Below are 17185 nucleotides of genomic sequence, written 5' to 3'. Positions count from 1 at the left end.
GGGAGAGGGCGCCCACCCGCCACGACTGGGAAGGAGGGCGGGGTCATGGGATTCTGCCTGACACCGGCACGCCCCGAGATCGTGTACCTGCTCGCCGCCCTGGGCGATCGGATACGACGAACAGCACTTGCCGGGCGGCTTCGACATCGCGGCCAAAAGAGCCGAGCTCGAGCGGATGGGGGCGACGGATCCCGCGCAGATGTGGCGCGAGTTCGATCAGTGGGTCGAGGCGGCCCCGGGGAAACACCAAGGACAAGAGCAGTATCTCGGTACCGAGCACCAACAGGAACTTCACGGTGAATGGGCCTTACCGCACCTGGCGCGTTTCCCCGTCCGGGTCCTGCAGTGGTGAGCGGCCGCTTCTCTGAGCTTGGACACGAAGCAACCGTCCGTTGTTCGTACCCAGGTCGGCGTGTGCCGATGGCGGCGAATGCCCAGGCCAGGGACAGAACTCCCTGCCTGGGCACCGATACGCGCGGACCCTGGCCGCGCGTCGCGTGCGCGAACGCTACTCGGCCAGGGCAGCCTCCGGTCTGGCTTCGGCGGCGGTCTCCGGCACGGGTCGCTCTCGAAGCATGACGAACGAGACCACGGCCCCGGCGACGCCCAGGAGCCCGGCGACGGCGAGAAGCACAGCGATACCGTTGGCGGCCGCAGCGTGGATCGCCTCGTCGACCAGCTGGCGTGCGCCTGCGGGCACCGTGCGCAACAGGTCAGCGCTGCGCGCACCGGCGATGTCGTGCGCGACCGAGCCCGCGGACTCTATGTGCCGGTCGGCGAGAGTGTGGTGCGCGCCGGCGGTGAAGACGCTGCCGAGGAGCGCGGTGCCGAAGGCGAAACCCACCTGTCGGGCGGTGTAGACGGCACCGCCCGCCATCCCGGCGCGCTGGGCCGGCACCGCGGCCGTGCCGGTCGAGCTCAGCGGCGGCGTGGCCAGGCCGACCCCGAGCCCGACGACGAAGAAGGCCGGCAGCATTGCCGGCCAGGATGCCCATACGTGCACGAGCGCGAAACCGAGAAGGTCACCGACGCCGATGAGCAGGATCTCGCTGCCGATCACCGCCCCGGCGGCAGCCGGTGCATGACGCGTCCGAACGAGACGGAGACGACGAACGCGGCTCCCGGCATCGGCAGCGCGACCAGACCGGCGGTCACCGGCGACAGACCCAAGACCGACTGCATCCAGATCGAGGAATAGGTCAACGACACGTACGCGGCGAAGTTCAGCAGTACAGCCGCGATGAGCACGCCGCTGAAGACCCGGTTGCGCAACAGGGACGGTTCGAGCAGCGGCTCGGCGATCCGCGTCTCGACGACCACGAACGTGAGCAGCAACGCCGCACCGACGCAGAGCGCCACCCAGCAGCTCGTGGTCTCCCAGCCGAGTTCGTCGGCGCGAATCATCCCGAACGTCAGGCAGCCGATCGCGGCGCGGCACCGAAGGCGTGAACACCAAGACGAAACGAATCATGCGCCAGATGCACGGCCATCGCGACGCCGAGCGGAACCGAGCTGGCTGGAGCCGTACCCGGATGTGCTGCTCGACGAGATCGCCGACCACATGCCTGGACCGGAGTGGCGATACGAGGTCAGAGAGTCGGTGTCGCTGGCGTTCGTGGCAGCGCTGCAGCAATTGCCGCCGAGGCAACGAGTCGTATTGGTGCTGCGGGACGTACTGGGATCCCGGGCCGCCGAGGTGGCAAACATTCTCGACACGACCGAAAACGCGGTCACCAGCGCGCTGAAACGAGCACGGGGTGCGCTGGCGCATGAGCCACCGGATCCCGACCGGGAGACCGCTCCGCTACCGAACTCGCCACGAGAACGCCGGATCGTGGCTGGTTTCAGCCGCGCATTCGAGGCCGGAGACGTCGATGCAATCGTGGCCATGCTGACAAACGACGCGTGGCTGACTATGCCGCCACTGCCGCTGGAATACCAGGGTCGGGGCGCCATCCGGCACTTCCTGGCCACAGTTGCGCTGGGCAACGGCTACCGACACGTGCTGATCTCGACGCGGGCAAACGGCCAACCGGCTTTCGGCGTCTACCAACGTGATCCGCGGACGCCGATCCTGCACGCACACGGAGTGCTCGTACTGACCTGACCGACAACCGGATCACCGCGCTTACACGATTCCATGACAACTCACTTCTGACAATATTCGGACTTCCACGATCGCTACGCGTCTAAGCGGTTGCGTATGGACTGGAAGTCCTACGCATGTATCCGACAGCACGTCCAGGGAGCGCGTGCAAAGAGTCATGCCTGAAGAGAGACGGCAGAGTTGTTGAATTGCCAACAAACAGTATCTGCCCAAGTATCTAGAAAAGATTCGGGCAGAAGGAGAAACGGTGAGTACCGACTACGTGCACATGGCGAACACAGTCACCCCTGTGACGCGCCATTCTTTTGACGTGGAGGATACCGATGGCCGCTGACGTGGCGGATTTGAAGGCTCGCGCCGAAAGGCTCCGCGAGCTGCACAGTGAAGAGATGCAGCGCCATGGCAGGAGATGTTCGCCGCGGCCGGGCGGGTCGCCCGGGTGGTGTCGGTCCCGGTCACGGTGGATGCCCGAGGCGGGATACGGCATGCAGCCACGTGAACTGGTGGATCGGCTGCTGGACATCGGCGCGGTCGGTTGCAACTTGGAGGACACCGACCACCGGGCGGGCGGCCTGGTCGAGGCCGGTGCGCACGCCCAATGGCTCGCGGGTATCCGCTCCGCTGCAGACGATGCCGAAGTGCCGATCGTCATCAACGCCCGCGTCGATACTTTCCTACCCGCCAGCGGGATACCTGAGCCGGATCGGGTCGCGGAAGCGATACGACGGGGCCGGCTCTACCGGGACGCCGGCGCCGACTGCATCTACCCGATCGGCGTGCGCCAGAAGCGCGACATCGCCACCCTCGTGACCGAACTGCCCGGCCCAGTCAACGGCAACACCGGTGAATATCTGGACCTGGCCACGCTCAGGGAAATGGGCGTGGCACGAGTGTCCTACGGACCCCGCTTCTACCGCGCGGCCCTGGCCGACCTGAAAACCGCTGTCCAGGAGCTGCTGGCCTGACCTACGACGATGCCATCACAACTGACGGTGATCGCTGCTCGGCCGCTGGATCGTCAACTTCGGCCGACGGGTGGGTTTCCTGTACGTCGTGCTCGTCGAGGGGGAGCACAACCCGCTGTCCCGGTTGGCCGCGTTCGCGGGTTTCCAGCGCGGGACGACTGACCGCATGGCCGGTCCGCCGGTACAGACGGATGCCCTGCCTGGCCAAGATCGAGATTTTCCAGGCGCGGATGGGCTGGACAATCCCGTGGTACTCCTCGGCCGGAAGCGACTTCAACTACGACTTCCACGTCACCAACGACGAGTCGGTCGCGCCCGTCGAGTTCAACTACAAGGACAAGGCGACCTTGGAGCGCAGCATGAAAACCGCGTTCGTGGTAAACGGTGGCGGACAGGCCATAAGCGTCTTCGTTCGCGACGAGGACTCCGTCTTCCACACCTACACGACGTACGGGCGGGGTACCGAGTTCATGATGAGCACCTACCAGTTTCTCGACCTGACCCCGATGCGCCGCCCGCGCTACGTCAACCAATGGCCCTACCACGACATGTACGGCAGCGAAGCGGGCCATTCCCACCACTGCTGAGCTGGCACGACGGGTGACGCCTTCGAGACGGACGTCCGGTTCCACGACGGCCGGACGTGCGGCAGGGTCCGCCTTCTCCGCCGGCCCGCTACCGCTCCGCAGTGGGGCGACGGCAGACGCGATGGCCAGCGGGCGCGTGTGCAGTGTTCCTCGACCGCCCCGAAAGGAGTACTCACGTGACCAGTTATGGAGTGAGACGACTGAGATTACATAGCCATATTTGCTCTGCTTTGTGGTGGCATGTGGATCGAGGATAAGGTTGCCGCGCCCCGCACCTGGCTACTCGTGGAGAGTCCGTGTCGCAACCCCCATTCGACCCGCCGGGCTACCCGAACCCGGATGTCCGATCCCACTCGCCATACGGGCAGTCAGACGGTCAGCCCGCAGACCATAACGGCGGCCAGCCGCCCCATCCCGGCTACCCACCGCCTTCGGAACCTCCGACGACAAGGGGCACCGTCAGCAGGATCGCCCCTGTTTTCCTTGCCGGAGTGGTGGCTGCTGTCGGCCTTGTGGTCTATTTCTCTCTCAGAGACGGCGCCGAGAAGACGGATAACAGCCAGAGCCCCATGCAGACGCACGTTGTCGAGCCGAAGACACTCGGCGGGCGTGCCAAGCGCGTGACTGACAACCTTCGTAGGGCGACCGATCGGAGACTTGCCGCGTTGAAGAAGGCGATTCCGCAAGCGACTGGCACAGTAGCCGCTTTTTACGGCGACCCGGGGGAGAAGGATATGGTCATGGCCTTCGCCGTGTCGGCTCCTGTCTCCAACCCGAACACCACAATCGAACGATTCGTCGCCGCAATGGGAGCGAAAGCCAGCCATATGAAGCAGGTCCGGCCGGGACCGCTCGGTGGCGTTGCAAGATGTGGTGACGCCAAGTTCGCCGAGAACGTTCCGAGCGGCGTGTGCGTCTGGGCCGACAGCAACACCAGAGGCATGATCGCCATGTACTTCAAGTCCGGCGACCAGGCTGCGGCGGAATTCCTGAAGATGCGAGATGAAATCGAGCAGCGCGACTGACTGCCCGGCGACGTCGCGGTCGCGATGTTCCGCGACCAGTGCCAGCGAGGCGTTCAGGTAGGCCTGCCTCGCATCCTAGGTTGCGAACTGCTCGGCCAGGTGCCTATGAAAGGCTTGCCGCCGCTGACACCCCTGCTGACTGCGTCGGCGAGCGCATCTTCGAGCTTCACGCCGGCGAGGGGCACCAGTTCGCTGATTGCGTTGAGATCGGGGGCCGCGGCCTGCCGTATGCGGAAGTGGGGCCCGGCCGCCCACCCGCCGACGAGGTTGCGTTCGAGGTTTTCGGCACTGAGCGGAGCGTTTGCTCTTGCCGTACGTAACCGTCTGCCCTTGTCCACGATGATCCTTCCGTCGGACGACGTCGAGGTTCCGGTAGTGCACGTCGGTGTGGCGCCACGGCACGCAGGTCGGCCGGGTCGAAGTGGCCGCGGTAGTAGAGGGCGATGTCCCAGTCACTGCCGAGGGTGTGGGTGCCCTGCGCGCGAGAGCCGCCGAGGGTGACGGCCCGGACGCCCGGCAGGGCGGCGAGACGGTCGGCGACGTGGTCGAGGAACGCCTGATCGGTCATGGACACGCTTTCTCTTCTGGGGCGCGGAAGGGTTCGATGCCGGCCGTCACGAACGTGGCCAAGGCGCGGACGTCCTCGTCGAGCACGCCGGGTGGATGGTGGGCGAACCGTTGCGACGCCTGCCCGGCCGCCATGCCGAGCACGGTGGTGGTGACGATGCGTTCGAGTCTCTCGACGTGGTCGCCGCCGACGCCCGCCCGACGGAGCAGGTCGTGGATGTGCGCGCGGACCTCGTGCGCGGCCGCGGAGGCCGCCGGCCTGCTCAGCAGCAGGGTGAACGCCGCCGGATGCCGGGACGCCACCGCCCGCGCACGGTCGGCGATGCGGATGAGGGCGTCCAGCCATGCGTCCCGCTCGGCAGCGGGGCCCGGCGCCGGCACGTCCGCCATGATCTCGGCCATCAGCAGCTCCACGATGCCGTCCAGCAGATCGGCCTTGTTCGCGACATGCCGGTAGAGCGCCATCGGGGTCACCGCCAGCCGTTTGGCGATCGAATGCATGCTCACGGCCGGCACGCCGTCGGCGTCGGCCACGTCGAGCGCGGCAGCCAGGATCGCCGTCCGGTCGATCGTTTTCGGGCGTGGCACTCGCACCTCCAACGCATGTATGTATATATCGTATACTTACCCTGTGCGACCGTACTTCCGCCGGGTGCCGCGGCACACCGTCTGGGTCCTCCCGCTGTCCGTCGCCGCGTTCGTCGCGTTCGTCATGATCTTCCTCCTGATCCTGGCCGAGGGTGATGTCAGGTATGTCCTGCGGGTGCTGACGCGCCAGGACTCGAGCATCACCGACGTCGAATGGAAACAGCACACGTCGGTACGCGCGGCCACGGCGCCCCGGTCATGGCCGAGGGCGGCCGGCGACTGCCCGATCCGCCAGTCACTGCCCACTCAGAAGGCGCAGAGCATCGTCGTCATCCACGACGGCATGCTGGTGTGCGAGTGGTACGGCAACGGCGGGGCGCCCGATCGCCCGGCCGCCGCGTTCTCGGTGTCCAAGACGGTGATCTCGTTGCTCGTGTCGCGGGCTGTCGCGGACGGCACGATCGGGGGCCTCGACCTGCCGATCACCCGGGCGGTTCCCGAACTGGGCGCCAGGGACGCCCGGTTCTCCGCCATTCGGCTGGGCGACCTGATCGACATGCGCTCAGGCATCGCCTTCTCCGACGACATCTCGTTCCCGTGGGTCGATCGGGACTATCCGTCGGTCTACTACGCGACCGACCTGGCCGGGACCGTCGTGCGGCGGCCGAGGATCGCAAGCCCGCCGGGACCGTTCACCTACAACGACTACGCGCCCAACCTCGTCGGCCTCGCGTACCGGCGGCTGACCGGAACGCTTCTCACGCGGCAGCCGCTGCAACGGCTGTGGGACGACCTGGGCGCGGAGCATCCCGCCGAATGGTGCGTCGACGACCACGGGTTCCCCTACCACGAGAGCGGTCTCGTGGTGACCTCCCGTGACCTGGCCAGGATCGGCCAGCTCATGCTCGACGGGGGACAGGTCGCCGGACGCCAGGTGGCGCCCGGGGCGTTTCTGGATCGCAGCCTCGAGCCGGCCGACCGTGAGCTCGTGACCACCTTCGCCGGCATCGGCGTCGGATACCGCAACGGCTGGTGGATCCTCCCCCGCGGCGACGGCGGACGCGACCTCGCCGCGATGGGCGCGCACGGTCAGATCATGGTGGTGTCACCGTCCACGCGGACAGTGATCGTCCGCATGGGCGACGACTACCAGACCAACATCCAGATCGCCGCCACCCTCCAGAGACTGGCCGACCGGCTGGCGTCCGTCACCCCCGGCTGAAGTCCGGGTGCGCCAGGCGTACGCATCCTGTGCGTCAGGTGGTGCTTAGCGCACGAGCTGGCCATGGTCCTATGGTGAGACAGCCGCCCTCGCCCTGCCACACCTGCGGCGCGGTGCGTGGCTGTTGGCACGCGCACGATTGCTACGGACACAGGTGCCTCGGTGAGCGGTGCCAGCGGCTTCGGGGGTGCGGTATGAGCCGCGCGTCCCGCGCCTCAAGCGTTACTCAGGGACCGGGCACTCGGTGCTGTTCGTACCGGCTGAGGCGCTCCTCGTCGGCGTCTCGCAGCATCCAGCGCCCGGTCGGCGGGATCTGGTACAGCAGCATGTCCGAGCGGTCGGGTAGCGCATATCGGCCCTTCAGGCCGACGTGGTAGGCGAGCAGGTGTTTTCGGCGCCGCACCTGCCCCGTCCGCCCCCACAGATCTGTCCAGGGCGCGTACAGCGCGGGTGCGAGGTAGCGGGCGTGGACGTGACCACGGCGGTTACGGTCCAGTAGTCCAGGAGCTCGCCGTGGGGGAGCACCCAGCCGCCGATCAGTGACTCGTCGTCGGGCCAGTTGTGCCCACTCACCCGCATCTGCTCCACGATTCGAACGGTATCGAACACGGCTCCGACGCGTGCTCCTCGCGCAGCCCGCTGCATTCACCGCACCGGCCGAACAACCACGTTCCCTCCGGCAGTCCTGCGGTTGTCGTTCCATGTCAACTGCAACTTGGTCACCAGAGCGCACTACAAGGCTTCGGCGTCGATAACGACATCGAGGAGGCGGCTGGGACAGCGTCCCCCACCCCTCGCGTCACGACTAGAAGGAGGACATGTTGAGGCTCTCGTTCCGCGCCCTCGTCGGCGTCGCGTTGGCCGCCGCTCTGCTGGTGGCCGGGTTCGCCGCCGCCCATGCGACCGTCAGCGGGGAGCGAGGCGCCTGGGCCGGCTGCTCCCCACGACCGACTCTGAAGGAGCGCCCACGCCCCCCTCCCGCTGACGGGCACTTAGGAGGGCAACTGTTGGTCACACGCCCGGGTAAATCTGCGCATCACGCGGGTGGTCGGGTCCCGGTCTGGATAGACCGGCAGATAACCCCGCGCGTCTTCTACCGGAAGGACCACCCATGCCCATGCTTCCGCCCATCGGCGCAGAGATCCCCTGCTCCATCCTCGCGATCAACTGCACCATCGAGTACCAGAACACAAAGATCACCTGCGACTTCAGAGGCGGCATCAAGCACCGCGTCGACATCAACCCCTCCGACCCCATGAACAGCGTTCGTCTGCGCACCGTCGGTTTCAGGGTGAGCGCAGAGACGGACAAGGGGACGATCACCATCGAACAGAACGACGTCGATGTCGACCCCCAGAGCTTCCTGAAGGTGACTCAGCAGTTCCCGCCCAAGTTCCAGCACCACGACGTGGAGAGCTTCACCGTCGTCTTCGACTTCGGCGAGCCGGTGGTACTGACGACCAAGGAGCCCATGATCAGCGAGGCGGACCTCACCCAGTTCCCACCCAGGGGTGATCTCTACAAGCTGACCCGGCCCGTCGACCTCATCTACCCGGATGACCCGGACAAGGTGGTCGCCCGGCTAACGGCGTTCGACTCCAAGCGTGGGGGCCTGTAGTCAGAAGGCAATCGCCGGCCTGGCTGCCATCGTGAGTCTGCGCGCCTCGGTCGTGGCCAGCCAGACCAGCGACCCGGCCACGGCGGGATTCACCGCCGACTCCCGCTGACGCCCGCCCCTGCGCAAGTTGCATCCGCCCCCTTCACGAGCGCAGGGGCGTTGTCGTTCGTCTGCCGTTCCCAACAGCGAACGCTCGATCCGAGGATCGTTCGGGCGCGGCCGCTCTGCTGGTCTTCTCGTAGGTGACCCGCCAGGTATCCGATGGCTCGCGCTCGCCGGGGTGGGCGCTGCGCCGCGGCCGGCCTGCTGCTCGGCCGGCGTGTGCCCGTGGCGCCCTTCGCCGCCGCGATCGGCGCCGCCGGGATCGACGTCCTGCTGCTCGCGGCCACGCCGGGCGTCGTCACCGGAGGCTGAGGCCGGGGAAGCGCCCGTGGGGGTCACCTCCGGGGAAGGAAGAGCCCCAGTCCCACGGCGGCGATCGGCACCAGGCAGAGGATCGTGAAGACGCCCTGCGGGCCGTACGCCTCCGCCGTGACGCCGAGCACCGGCGCGGCGAGCCCGCCGACGCTCACGGCGAGCCCGAGCGTGACACCGGCCGCGGTGCCGGGCCGGTTCGGCAGGTAGTCCTGGCCCAGCTTCACCAGCACGGCGAACGGGATGTTGATCGCGATGCCCGCCGCCACGGCGAACACCAGCGGCAGGTAGGGCCCCGGCAGCAGGCGCAGCCCGGCGAGCGCGGGTATGGCCAGCAGGCCGCCGATCTGCACGGTGCGCACGAGCCCGATCCGGTCGGCGAGGCGCCCCCCGATCAGTGTGCCCGCGACCCCGCCGACCAGGAAGCAGGCCAGCGCCGCGCCCGCGAGGCCGCGCCCGGCGTTCAGGTGCCTGATCCAGAACAGCTCGATGAAGGTGAGCACGCCGAAGAACGTCACCGACCTGACGACCTCGATGCCGGTGAGGACCATGAACGGTGCCCACCTGTCGGTGCCGGCGCGCGTGCCCGCCGTGGCCGTCCGGGCCGATGGCCGGTTCCTGAGCAGCGCGAACGCGACGAGCAGGGCCGGCGGGATGAACAGGACCGTGGCGCCGACGCCCATCGCGATGAGGGCGGGCGTGGCCAGCACCGGCGCGAGGAAGAAGCCGACGCTGCCGCCCGCCGCGAAGACGCTCATCGCCGTGGCGCTGTCTCCCGCCGTCTCCCTGGCCCCCTTGCCCGCCGCCGGGTGGAACATGGCCACGCCGAGCCCGGACAGCAGGACGAGGGCCCAGACCGCGGGATACGGCTCCATCAGCCCGGACAGGCCGAGGCCGAGCCCGGCCAGCGCGACGCCGGCGGCGGCCAGCCAGCCCAGGCGGAAACGGTCGACCGCCAGGCCGATGAACGGCTGCGGGATCGAACTGCCCAGGGCCGCGGCCAGCGTCAGGCCGGAGGCCGCCACGTAGCCGTAGTGCCGGTCGAGGACGAAATAGGGCACGCAGGCCGGCACCAGTCCCTGGTAGAGGTCGTCGACGGCGTGCGCGGCCGCCCATAACCACATGCGCCGCCACGCGGACGTCGCCCGCGCCGCCGGCGCCTGCACGGATGTCTCTGTCACCGATCGTCTCCTTGAGAGGCTCCGTCGAGCATCCCGGACGACCGAGTCGGCGAACTAGCGATACTCTGCCGAGTCATGTCGGCAACCCGCCATCCCGCGAGCGGCGGCCCGTCCCGCGTGCCGCTGGCCCACCGCCAGCGCATCGACTGGCACGACCACGCCTCGCATCAGCTCATCCACCCGCACCGCGGGGTGCTGCGGATCTCGACCCCGATCGGCGACTGGGTGGTGCCGCCCCATCGGGGCGTGTGGATACCGGCAGGGGTGGCGCACGCGCACGAGGCGTACGGGCCGACCGAGATGCGGGCGCTGGTCTTCGACCCCCCGGTCAACCCGCTGCGGCTGGACCGGCCCACGGTCCTGGCGATCACGCCGCTGCTGCGGGAGGTGGTGGTCGCCCTGACCGGCGACGACGAGCTGACCGCGACGCAGCGGGCCAACCTGGAACGCGTGCTGCTCGACCAGCTCCGCAAGGTCGAGGCGCTCCCGCTGTGCCTGCCGGCGCCGTCCGATTCCCGGCTGCGCGACGTGGCCGCGATCCTCGACGCGGACCCGGCGGACGGCCGGACGCTCGCCGAGCTGGGCGCGGCGGTCGGCGCCTCAGAGCGCACGCTCAGCAGGCTGTTCCGCGCGGAGACCGGCATGAGCTTCCCGCAGTGGCGCACCCAACTGCGGCTGCATCGCGCGCTCATTCTGCTGGCCGGCGGCCGGTCGGTGACCTCGACGGCCGCCGCCTGCGGCTACAGCGGCCCCAGCGCGTTCATCCAGGCGTTCAAGCACGCCTTCGGCACGACTCCGCACGCGTACGTACGCTCGTGAGGCGGCCGGCTACGGCCGGGTGAGCACCACGTAGCCGGCCTCCCGGAACACCACCCGGTAGCCCTGCCGAAGCAGCGTCTCGACCCTGGCGAGCTGCCGGCGGACCGAGTCGAACGGGAAGTCCCTGGCCCCCACGTCGGCGGCGACCCACGGCGCCCCGCGCGGGGTGCGGTCCCACAGCAGGGTCCGCGTACGCGGCGACAGGGCCGGGGCGAGGGAGCCGGCCGCCTCGACCAGCACGCCGTCGGGCACGGCCGCGACGGCGCGCCCGGCCGCGCGCGTCCGCGCCGTCTCCGCGTGGAAGGAGGGCGTGAACAGCGCCCCGAACGAGAAGAACGGCACGAGCGCGAGCGCGGTGGCGAGCACGAGCAGCGCCCATCCGCGCACGAGCCTTCCGGACCGCCCCGGAAAGCGGGCGGCCGCCCGCAGCGCGCCGTCGATCCCGGCGGCGAAGACGACCGCGACGACGAAGGCGGTGTAGTGGTATCTCGGGGTCCACCAGTTCGGGTAGGTGCTGGCGAGCATCCGTTCCAGCAGCGGCGGCAGCAGAGCGAGGCCCAGCGGGGACAGCACGGCGGTGAACAGCACGGGAGCGAGCGTCAGCACGAGCGTGCGCAGCTTCAGCGGCGGATCGGCGAGCAGCGCGACGACGTCGCCGGGCCGCGTCACGGCGTGCACCACGGCCCGGCGCAGGTCCGGGCCCAGCGTCCAGTACGCCCAGTAGTAGCCGGCCCTGCCGCCGAAGTGCGGGATGAGGACCCGTGTCGCCACCAGGGTCGCGGCGACCCCGCCGAGGACGAGCAGCGCGCCCGGCCTCCGGTCGCGGCGGCGGGCGAGGAGGAACAGCCCGAACCCGGCCAGCAGCAGGCCCATGTCCTCCTTGACCAGCAGTAGTGCCAGCCCCGCGAGGACCGCCGCCCGCCTGCGCCCGGCCTGGTATCGCTCCAGCATGACCGCCGTGAGCAGCGGCGCGAACGCCACCTCGTGGAAGTCGAAGGCCACGGCCTCGGTGATCGGCCACGACAGGGCGTAGGCGACCGCGACGGGACAGGCGACGCGCCGCCCGGCCGTGACCGCCGAGGAGGCGCGGAAGGCGTACGCCCACACGAACGGGATCGACAGCGCGAGCAGGACGGCCTGCGCGACGAGCAGGGTCGCGGGCCCGTCGTGGATCCAGTACAGCGGCGCCAGCAGCGCGAGCGCCGGCGACCAGTGGTCGCCGAGCAGGCAGAACCCCGGCCCGAACCCGTTGTGCACTCCCTTCAGCATCGACACCGGTGGCTGGAAGCGCGCGTACGAGCGGATCGCCTGGTCGAATATCACCAGGTCGTACGCGCCCGCCCGGAACCGCGCGAGCGTCACGCACGAGTAGAACGCGTAGAGCGTCGCCGCCGCGACGGTGAGAACCGAGACGAATGCGAGGTCCCTGCCGGCAGGCTTCTCGGCGGCACGGTTCTCGGTGACACGGTTCTCGGCGGAGAGGTTCCCGCGGGCGGGGTCACCGCCGACGAGGTTTCCGTGCCGCGCCCGCGAGGGCCGTGTCCGCACCCACGCGACCATCCCCGCGGCAATCCGCGCGATCCCCGGCATCCGTGTCGTCCGCTTCCGCCTGCTCCCCGCGCAGGCTATCGGCGGTGCCGCCGCACGGACCGGGACCGTCGCCCCCGTTTCCCGTCATCGGCGGTCAAAACTCCGGCCTGCCTCGCTCCGGCCTGTCTCAACGGGGCCGGCTCAGGACGGAGAACCAGCGGCCGGCCTCGGTCCACACCTCCTCCGGGCGGAAGCCGGTGCGCCCGGCGAGCGGCGCGATGTCGGACACGCTGACCCGCGCCCAGGCGAACCACCCGGTGACCCTGCCCTCCCGGCGCAGCCGGACCCGTTCCGCGCGGGTCGCGGCACCGGGCGGATCGAGCTCGGCGACGACCTCGCCGCCGGGCCGGAGCAGCTCGCGGACCCGCCGCAGCAGGGCGTCGGGGTCGCCGCCGATGCCGATGTTGCCGTCGGCCAGCAGCACGGTGCCCCAGCGGCCGGCGCCGGGCACGTGGCCGAACACGTCACGGCACAGGGCCCGCCCGCCGGCCAGGCGGGTGAGCCGGACGGCCCGGGGGGTGACGTCGATGCCGAGCGCCCGCACTCCGCGCCTCGTCAGCGCCACGGTCAGCCGCCCCGGTCCCGAGCCGACGTCGAGTGTGGGGTCGGCGCAGCGGGCGAGCATGGCCTCGTCCCCCTCGGCGCCGTGGAGCCAGCGCCACGACTCCAGCGGCCATGTCCCGCCGTCGGCCGACTCGACCTCGACCCGTGCGCCGTCCAGCGACTCGGCGTAGAGGGGGCCGATCACGCGGGGGCGTCCGCGCCGAGGGCCGCCAGCGTCGCCGCGAACCGTGAGGAGGGGACCCGCGCGGCCACCGCGCGCGCGTCGGCGGCGGTGTCCACGTCGGTCAGCTCGGGCAGCAGGGCGGCCCGCACGCCCGCGGCGCGGATCCGCTCCATCAGCAGCGCCCCGGTGTCGGGCCGGGACATCGGCAGCCCGGCCAGCAGCGCGGGATCGGGCCTGCGCTGCCCGAGCAGCCAGAACCCGCCGTCGGCGGCCGGGCCGACCACGATCTCGTGCCCGCCCAGCAACCGCCCGGCCTCGGCCAGCAGAGCGGGGGTGACCTGCGGGGTGTCCATGCCGATCAGCACGACCGGGACGGGAAGGGCCGCCCACGCGTCGGCGAAGGCGGCGGTCAGCCGTGCGGCCAGGTCGTCGCCCCGCTGCGCGACCACGTCGTACCCCGCCGGCAGCCAGGGCCCCGGCTCGCCGTGCAGGGCCAGCACCCGGCGCGCGGCGGGGGCCGCGGCGACGGCCGACAGCGTGTCGCGCAGCGCCGCCTCCGCGAGCGCGGCGGCCTCCCGCGCCGTGTAAGGCGGCGTGAGCCGCGTCTTGACGGCCCCCGGGGCGGGCGCCTTGGCGATGACGACGATCTGGGTCGCGTTCCCGCTCGTGGCCGGCGTCACGCCGCCCGCCACATGTCGCGGACGGTCCGCACGGTGCCGCGTACGGTGCCCGTCACCTTCGAGTGGCCCACTCGCGGCAGGTAGTCGACCTCGACCTCGCCGATGCGCCAGCCCGCCTCGCTCGCCCGCAGCACCATCTCCAGCGGGTAGCCGAACCGCCGGTCCCGCAGGCCCAGGGCCAGCAGCGCCGTACGCCGGGCCACGCGCATCGGGCCGAGGTCGTGCAGCGGGGCGCCGGTGCGGCGGCGCAGCCGCCAGGCGAGCACCCGGTTGCCCAGCCGGGCGTGTGGAGGCCACGCCGATCCGGTGACGGGCCTGCGGCGGCCCAGCACCAGATCGGCCGCGCCGCTCACCACCCCCTCCGCGACGTACGGGACCTGTCTAGGGTCGAGGGAGGCGTCGGCGTCCATGAAGCACACGAGGGGGGCGGTCGCGGCCGTCAGGCCCGCGTGGCAGGCGGCGCCGAAGCCCGGCCTGGGCTCGGTCACCACGAGCGCGCCGTGCCGGGCGGCGACCTCGGCCGACCCGTCGGTGGACCCGTTGTCCACCACGATGGCGCGGCAGCCGTCCGGCATCCGGCCGAGCACCCAGGGCAGCGCCGCCGCCTCGTCGAGGCAGGGAAGCACCACATCGATCTGCATGTCGCAGAAGCTAGGGCCGCAGGGGCCGCCGAGTTCTTACGAAGTGACTACGGGGCGGTCCACGAGGCGGGGACGGCGGCTCCGGCGCGCCTAGCGTGTGGCCCGTGATCACACGACGACGGGCACTGGCGGCCTGGGCGGCGCTGGTGGCGGTCGCGTTCGCGGTGGGCGGTCTGCTGCACGCCCGAGGGGTGCTGCGCATCGACCACCTCCCGCCGCTGCACGCGCTGGCGCGCCTGCCCACGCTCGCGCTGCTTCCGGCCGCGGCCTTCGCCGTGGTCGCGGTCCCCGCGCTGCCCCGGCTGACCGCGCACCTGCCGATGCGCGCGGCGCTGGCGGCGGCCTTCGGCGCGTCGCTCGCGTGGACGGTCCTGCTGGCCGTGTCGGGGGAGGGGCTGGCGTGGCCGTTCACCCATCCGCAGGAATACCTGGCCGGGCTCGGGGCCGTGGGCGACGACCCCCTCGGCTGGCTCGCCGGGTTCACCCGCGACCTGCCGGCCTATCCCACGCACGTGCGCGGCCATCCACCGCTGCCGGTGCTGGTGCTGTGGGCACTGGCGGCCGCCGGGCTGCCGGGACCGTTCTGGGCCGCCGTCCTCGTGGTCGTGACGGGATGCTCGGCCACGGTCGCGATCGGGCTGGCGGTGTGGCGCGTCGCGGGGGAGGAGGCGGCCAGGCGGGCGCTGCCGTACCTCGCCCTGTGCCCGGCGGCGGTGTGGATCGCGACGACCATGGACGCGTTCTTCGCGGGCGTGGGGGCGTGGGGGACGGCGCTGCTGGTGCTCGGCGCGCGGAGCCGGACGGGCCGGGTGACGCTCGGCCTCGGCGCGGGGCTGGCCCTGGGCGCGCTGCCCTACCTCAGCTACGGCCTGGTGCCCTACCTGGTCGTCCCCCTCGTGGCGGCGGTCACGGCGGAGGTGCCGCGCACGACCGTGGCCGCCTGCCTGGGCGGGATGGCGGGGGTGAGCGCCCTGTTCGCCGCCGGGGGCTTCTGGTGGCCCGCCGGAGTGCTCGCCACCCACGCCGAGTGGGCGGCCGACCCCGGCGCGGCCCGGCCTTACCTGTACTTCCTGGTCGCCGACCTGGCCGTGCTCGCCCTGGTGACCGGCCCCGCCGCCGCCGCCGGACTGGCGGCGCCGGGGCGGGCCGGGGAGCGGATCCTGCCCGTGGCGGCGCTGGCCGCGGTGCTCGCCCTCGACGTCAGCGGCGTCACCCGGGGCGAGGTGGAGCGGATCTGGCTGCCGTACGCCCTGTGGATCGTCGCGGCGGCCGGGCGTACGGGAGCCGGGCGCGCGGGAGACCGCCGTCTGCTGGCCGTGCAGGCGGTGGCAGGCCTGCTGCTGCAGGGGTTCGTCCGGTCGCCCTGGTAGGTGGGCCGTAGGTCAGCCGGCCAGCGGCGCGTAGGCGAACTCGCGCATGCCGTCGGCGAACCGGACCCGGGCCCGGAAGCCGAGACCGGAGGCGGCGCGGTCCGGGGAGGCCACGATGTGCCGCACGTCGCCGAGCCGGTAGCGGCCGGTGACCTCGGGGGCCGGTCCACCCCGGGCCGCGCTGAGCGCGTCCGCCAGGTCGGCGATCGTGCGGGGCTCGCCGCTGGCCACGTTGTACGCGCGAAGCCGCCCGGGCGGAGCGGACTCCAGCGCGTGAAGCGCGGCGAGGTTGGCCGCCGCCACGTCCCCGACGTGGACGAAGTCCCTGCGCTGGCCGCCGTCCTCGAACACCAATGGCGCCCGCCCGGCCTCCAGCGCGGACCTGAAGATCGCGGCCACCCCCGAGTAGGGGGTGTCGCGCGGCATGCCGGGGCCGTACACGTTGTGGTAGCGCAGGGCGACCGCCGCGCCGCCGGTCTCACGCGCCCAGCCGGCCGCCAGGTGCTCCTGGGCGAGCTTGCTCGTGGCGTACGCGTTGCGCGGATCGGCCGGGACGTCCTCGTCCACGGTCCCCGGCGTCAGCGCCCGCCCGCAGCGCGCGCACGCCGGCTCGAACCGCCCCGCGGCCAGGTCCTTCTCGTCCCGGGGGCCGGGGCGCAGGCGGCCGTGCTCCGCGCAGTCGTAGACGCCCTCGCCGTAGACGACCATCGACGACGCCAGGACCAGCCGGGCGATCCCGCGCCGCGCCATCGCGGCGAGCAGCACCGCGGTCCCGAGCGCGTTGACCGACACGTACTCCGGGAGGTCCCGCACGTCGACGCCGAGGCCGACCTTGGCCGCCTGGTGCACGACGGCGTCGGCGCCGTCTATGGCGCGGCCGACGGCGTCCTCGTCCCGTACGTCACCGGCCGTGACGTCCTCGCCGCCGCGCAGGTCGAAGCCCCGCACCTCGTGCCCGGCGTCGCGCAGCAGCCCGGCGACGCGAGTTCCGATGAAACCGGCCGCGCCGGTGACCACGATCTTCATCCCGCGACGGTAACAACGGCCCACCTCGCTGAAACTTTCATATTCCTTACGGAACGAC

19 protein-coding genes and 1 pseudogene are annotated in these 17185 nt (G+C 71.1%); 9 read left to right on the top strand and 11 right to left on the bottom strand.

Annotated features, from left to right (window positions below):
• Positions 1-508 precede the first annotated feature (508 nt).
• Positions 509-1060 (bottom strand): MFS transporter, encoded by a 552-nt coding sequence (locus FH610_RS05115; protein ID WP_139573078.1) that lies wholly within the window; start codon positions 1058-1060, stop codon positions 509-511.
• Entirely contained in the window at positions 1057-1404 is a 348-nt protein-coding gene (locus FH610_RS05110; RefSeq protein WP_167538673.1) for an MFS transporter, read from the bottom strand. The genes FH610_RS05115 and FH610_RS05110 overlap by 4 nt, the downstream gene beginning before the upstream one ends.
• Positions 1405-1534: 130 nt before the next feature.
• Between FH610_RS05110 and FH610_RS05105 the strand changes: the two genes are divergently transcribed.
• The 4 genes from FH610_RS05105 to FH610_RS05090 all read left to right on the top strand — a co-directional run bounded on the left by FH610_RS05105 (position 1535) and on the right by FH610_RS05090 (position 4684).
• Positions 1535-2107 (top strand): sigma factor-like helix-turn-helix DNA-binding protein, encoded by a 573-nt coding sequence (locus tag FH610_RS05105; RefSeq protein ID WP_205825561.1) that lies wholly within the window; start codon positions 1535-1537, stop codon positions 2105-2107.
• A gap of 323 nt (positions 2108-2430) precedes the next feature.
• Positions 2431-3072 carry an isocitrate lyase/PEP mutase family protein gene (locus tag FH610_RS05100; protein ID WP_205825560.1) on the top strand — a complete coding sequence of 214 codons (642 nt, stop codon included), beginning with the start codon at positions 2431-2433 and terminating at the stop codon, positions 3070-3072.
• 191 nt (positions 3073-3263) lie between these two features.
• Positions 3264-3659, top strand: coding sequence for a DUF899 family protein (locus FH610_RS05095; protein WP_139573076.1), 396 nt, complete (start codon positions 3264-3266; stop codon positions 3657-3659).
• A 491-nt stretch (positions 3660-4150) separates the two neighbouring features.
• A complete protein-coding gene (locus FH610_RS05090; RefSeq protein ID WP_139573075.1) occupies positions 4151-4684 on the top strand; it encodes a hypothetical protein in 534 nt (177 codons plus the stop codon).
• A 400-nt stretch (positions 4685-5084) separates the two neighbouring features.
• Here FH610_RS05090 and FH610_RS44210 read toward each other — a convergent pair.
• Positions 5085-5252, bottom strand: a pseudogene (locus FH610_RS44210) (nucleotidyltransferase domain-containing protein); the annotation flags it as partial.
• Positions 5249-5839 (bottom strand): TetR/AcrR family transcriptional regulator, encoded by a 591-nt coding sequence (locus tag FH610_RS05080; RefSeq protein WP_161627922.1) that lies wholly within the window; start codon positions 5837-5839, stop codon positions 5249-5251. The gene FH610_RS05080 and the pseudogene FH610_RS44210, both read right to left, overlap by 4 nt.
• A gap of 43 nt (positions 5840-5882) precedes the next feature.
• On the opposite strand from FH610_RS05080, the gene FH610_RS05075 reads away from it, so the two are divergent.
• On the top strand, positions 5883-7061 hold the full coding sequence (locus FH610_RS05075; protein ID WP_161627921.1) for a serine hydrolase domain-containing protein: 1179 nt from the start codon (positions 5883-5885) through the stop codon (positions 7059-7061).
• A gap of 226 nt (positions 7062-7287) precedes the next feature.
• On the opposite strand, the gene FH610_RS42730 is transcribed toward FH610_RS05075, so the two are convergent.
• Positions 7288-7464 carry a hypothetical protein gene (locus FH610_RS42730; protein WP_161627920.1) on the bottom strand — a complete coding sequence of 59 codons (177 nt, stop codon included), beginning with the start codon at positions 7462-7464 and terminating at the stop codon, positions 7288-7290.
• A gap of 708 nt (positions 7465-8172) precedes the next feature.
• On the opposite strand from FH610_RS42730, the gene FH610_RS05070 reads away from it, so the two are divergent.
• A complete protein-coding gene (locus FH610_RS05070; RefSeq protein WP_139573072.1) occupies positions 8173-8679 on the top strand; it encodes a hypothetical protein in 507 nt (168 codons plus the stop codon).
• A gap of 261 nt (positions 8680-8940) precedes the next feature.
• A complete protein-coding gene (locus FH610_RS42725; RefSeq protein ID WP_161627919.1) occupies positions 8941-9093 on the top strand; it encodes a hypothetical protein in 153 nt (50 codons plus the stop codon).
• Positions 9094-9116: 23 nt separating this feature from the next.
• Here the strand turns inward: FH610_RS42725 and FH610_RS05065 are convergent, their stop codons facing one another.
• Entirely contained in the window at positions 9117-10274 is a 1158-nt protein-coding gene (locus FH610_RS05065) for an MFS transporter (RefSeq protein WP_240808771.1), read from the bottom strand.
• A gap of 75 nt (positions 10275-10349) precedes the next feature.
• Here FH610_RS05065 and FH610_RS05060 point away from each other — a divergent pair, with 75 nt between their 5' ends.
• Entirely contained in the window at positions 10350-11093 is a 744-nt protein-coding gene (locus FH610_RS05060) for an AraC family transcriptional regulator (RefSeq protein ID WP_139573071.1), read from the top strand.
• Positions 11094-11102: 9 nt separating this feature from the next.
• On the opposite strand, the gene FH610_RS05055 is transcribed toward FH610_RS05060, so the two are convergent.
• The 4 genes from FH610_RS05055 to FH610_RS05040 all read right to left on the bottom strand — a co-directional run bounded on the left by FH610_RS05055 (position 11103) and on the right by FH610_RS05040 (position 14731).
• The gene (locus FH610_RS05055; protein ID WP_161627918.1) at positions 11103-12641 is read right to left on the bottom strand and encodes a DUF2079 domain-containing protein; all 1539 of its coding nucleotides are present in this window, start codon (positions 12639-12641) and stop codon (positions 11103-11105) included.
• 169 nt (positions 12642-12810) lie between these two features.
• The gene (locus tag FH610_RS05050; protein ID WP_205825559.1) at positions 12811-13431 is read right to left on the bottom strand and encodes a methyltransferase domain-containing protein; all 621 of its coding nucleotides are present in this window, start codon (positions 13429-13431) and stop codon (positions 12811-12813) included.
• Positions 13428-14090, bottom strand: coding sequence for a TIGR04282 family arsenosugar biosynthesis glycosyltransferase (locus tag FH610_RS05045; RefSeq protein WP_139573069.1), 663 nt, complete (start codon positions 14088-14090; stop codon positions 13428-13430). The genes FH610_RS05050 and FH610_RS05045 overlap by 4 nt, the downstream gene beginning before the upstream one ends.
• Positions 14087-14731, bottom strand: coding sequence for a glycosyltransferase family 2 protein (locus FH610_RS05040; RefSeq protein WP_139573068.1), 645 nt, complete (start codon positions 14729-14731; stop codon positions 14087-14089). The genes FH610_RS05045 and FH610_RS05040 overlap by 4 nt, the downstream gene beginning before the upstream one ends.
• Positions 14732-14835: 104 nt before the next feature.
• Here FH610_RS05040 and FH610_RS05035 point away from each other — a divergent pair, with 104 nt between their 5' ends.
• Positions 14836-16101 carry a hypothetical protein gene (locus FH610_RS05035; RefSeq protein WP_139573067.1) on the top strand — a complete coding sequence of 422 codons (1266 nt, stop codon included), beginning with the start codon at positions 14836-14838 and terminating at the stop codon, positions 16099-16101.
• A 12-nt stretch (positions 16102-16113) separates the two neighbouring features.
• Here the strand turns inward: FH610_RS05035 and FH610_RS05030 are convergent, their stop codons facing one another.
• Positions 16114-17127: an NAD-dependent epimerase/dehydratase family protein gene (locus FH610_RS05030; RefSeq protein ID WP_139573066.1), complete on the bottom strand. Its 1014-nt coding sequence runs from the start codon at positions 17125-17127 to the stop codon at positions 16114-16116.
• Positions 17128-17185: the final 58 nt, after the last annotated feature.

The sequence above is a fragment of the Microbispora catharanthi genome (assembly GCF_006334915.2).
In the GTDB taxonomy this organism is placed as follows: Bacteria; Actinomycetota; Actinomycetes; order Streptosporangiales; family Streptosporangiaceae; genus Microbispora; species Microbispora catharanthi.
Note: the sequence above shows the minus strand (reverse complement) of the source record. Positions and strands in the feature narration are given on the sequence as shown.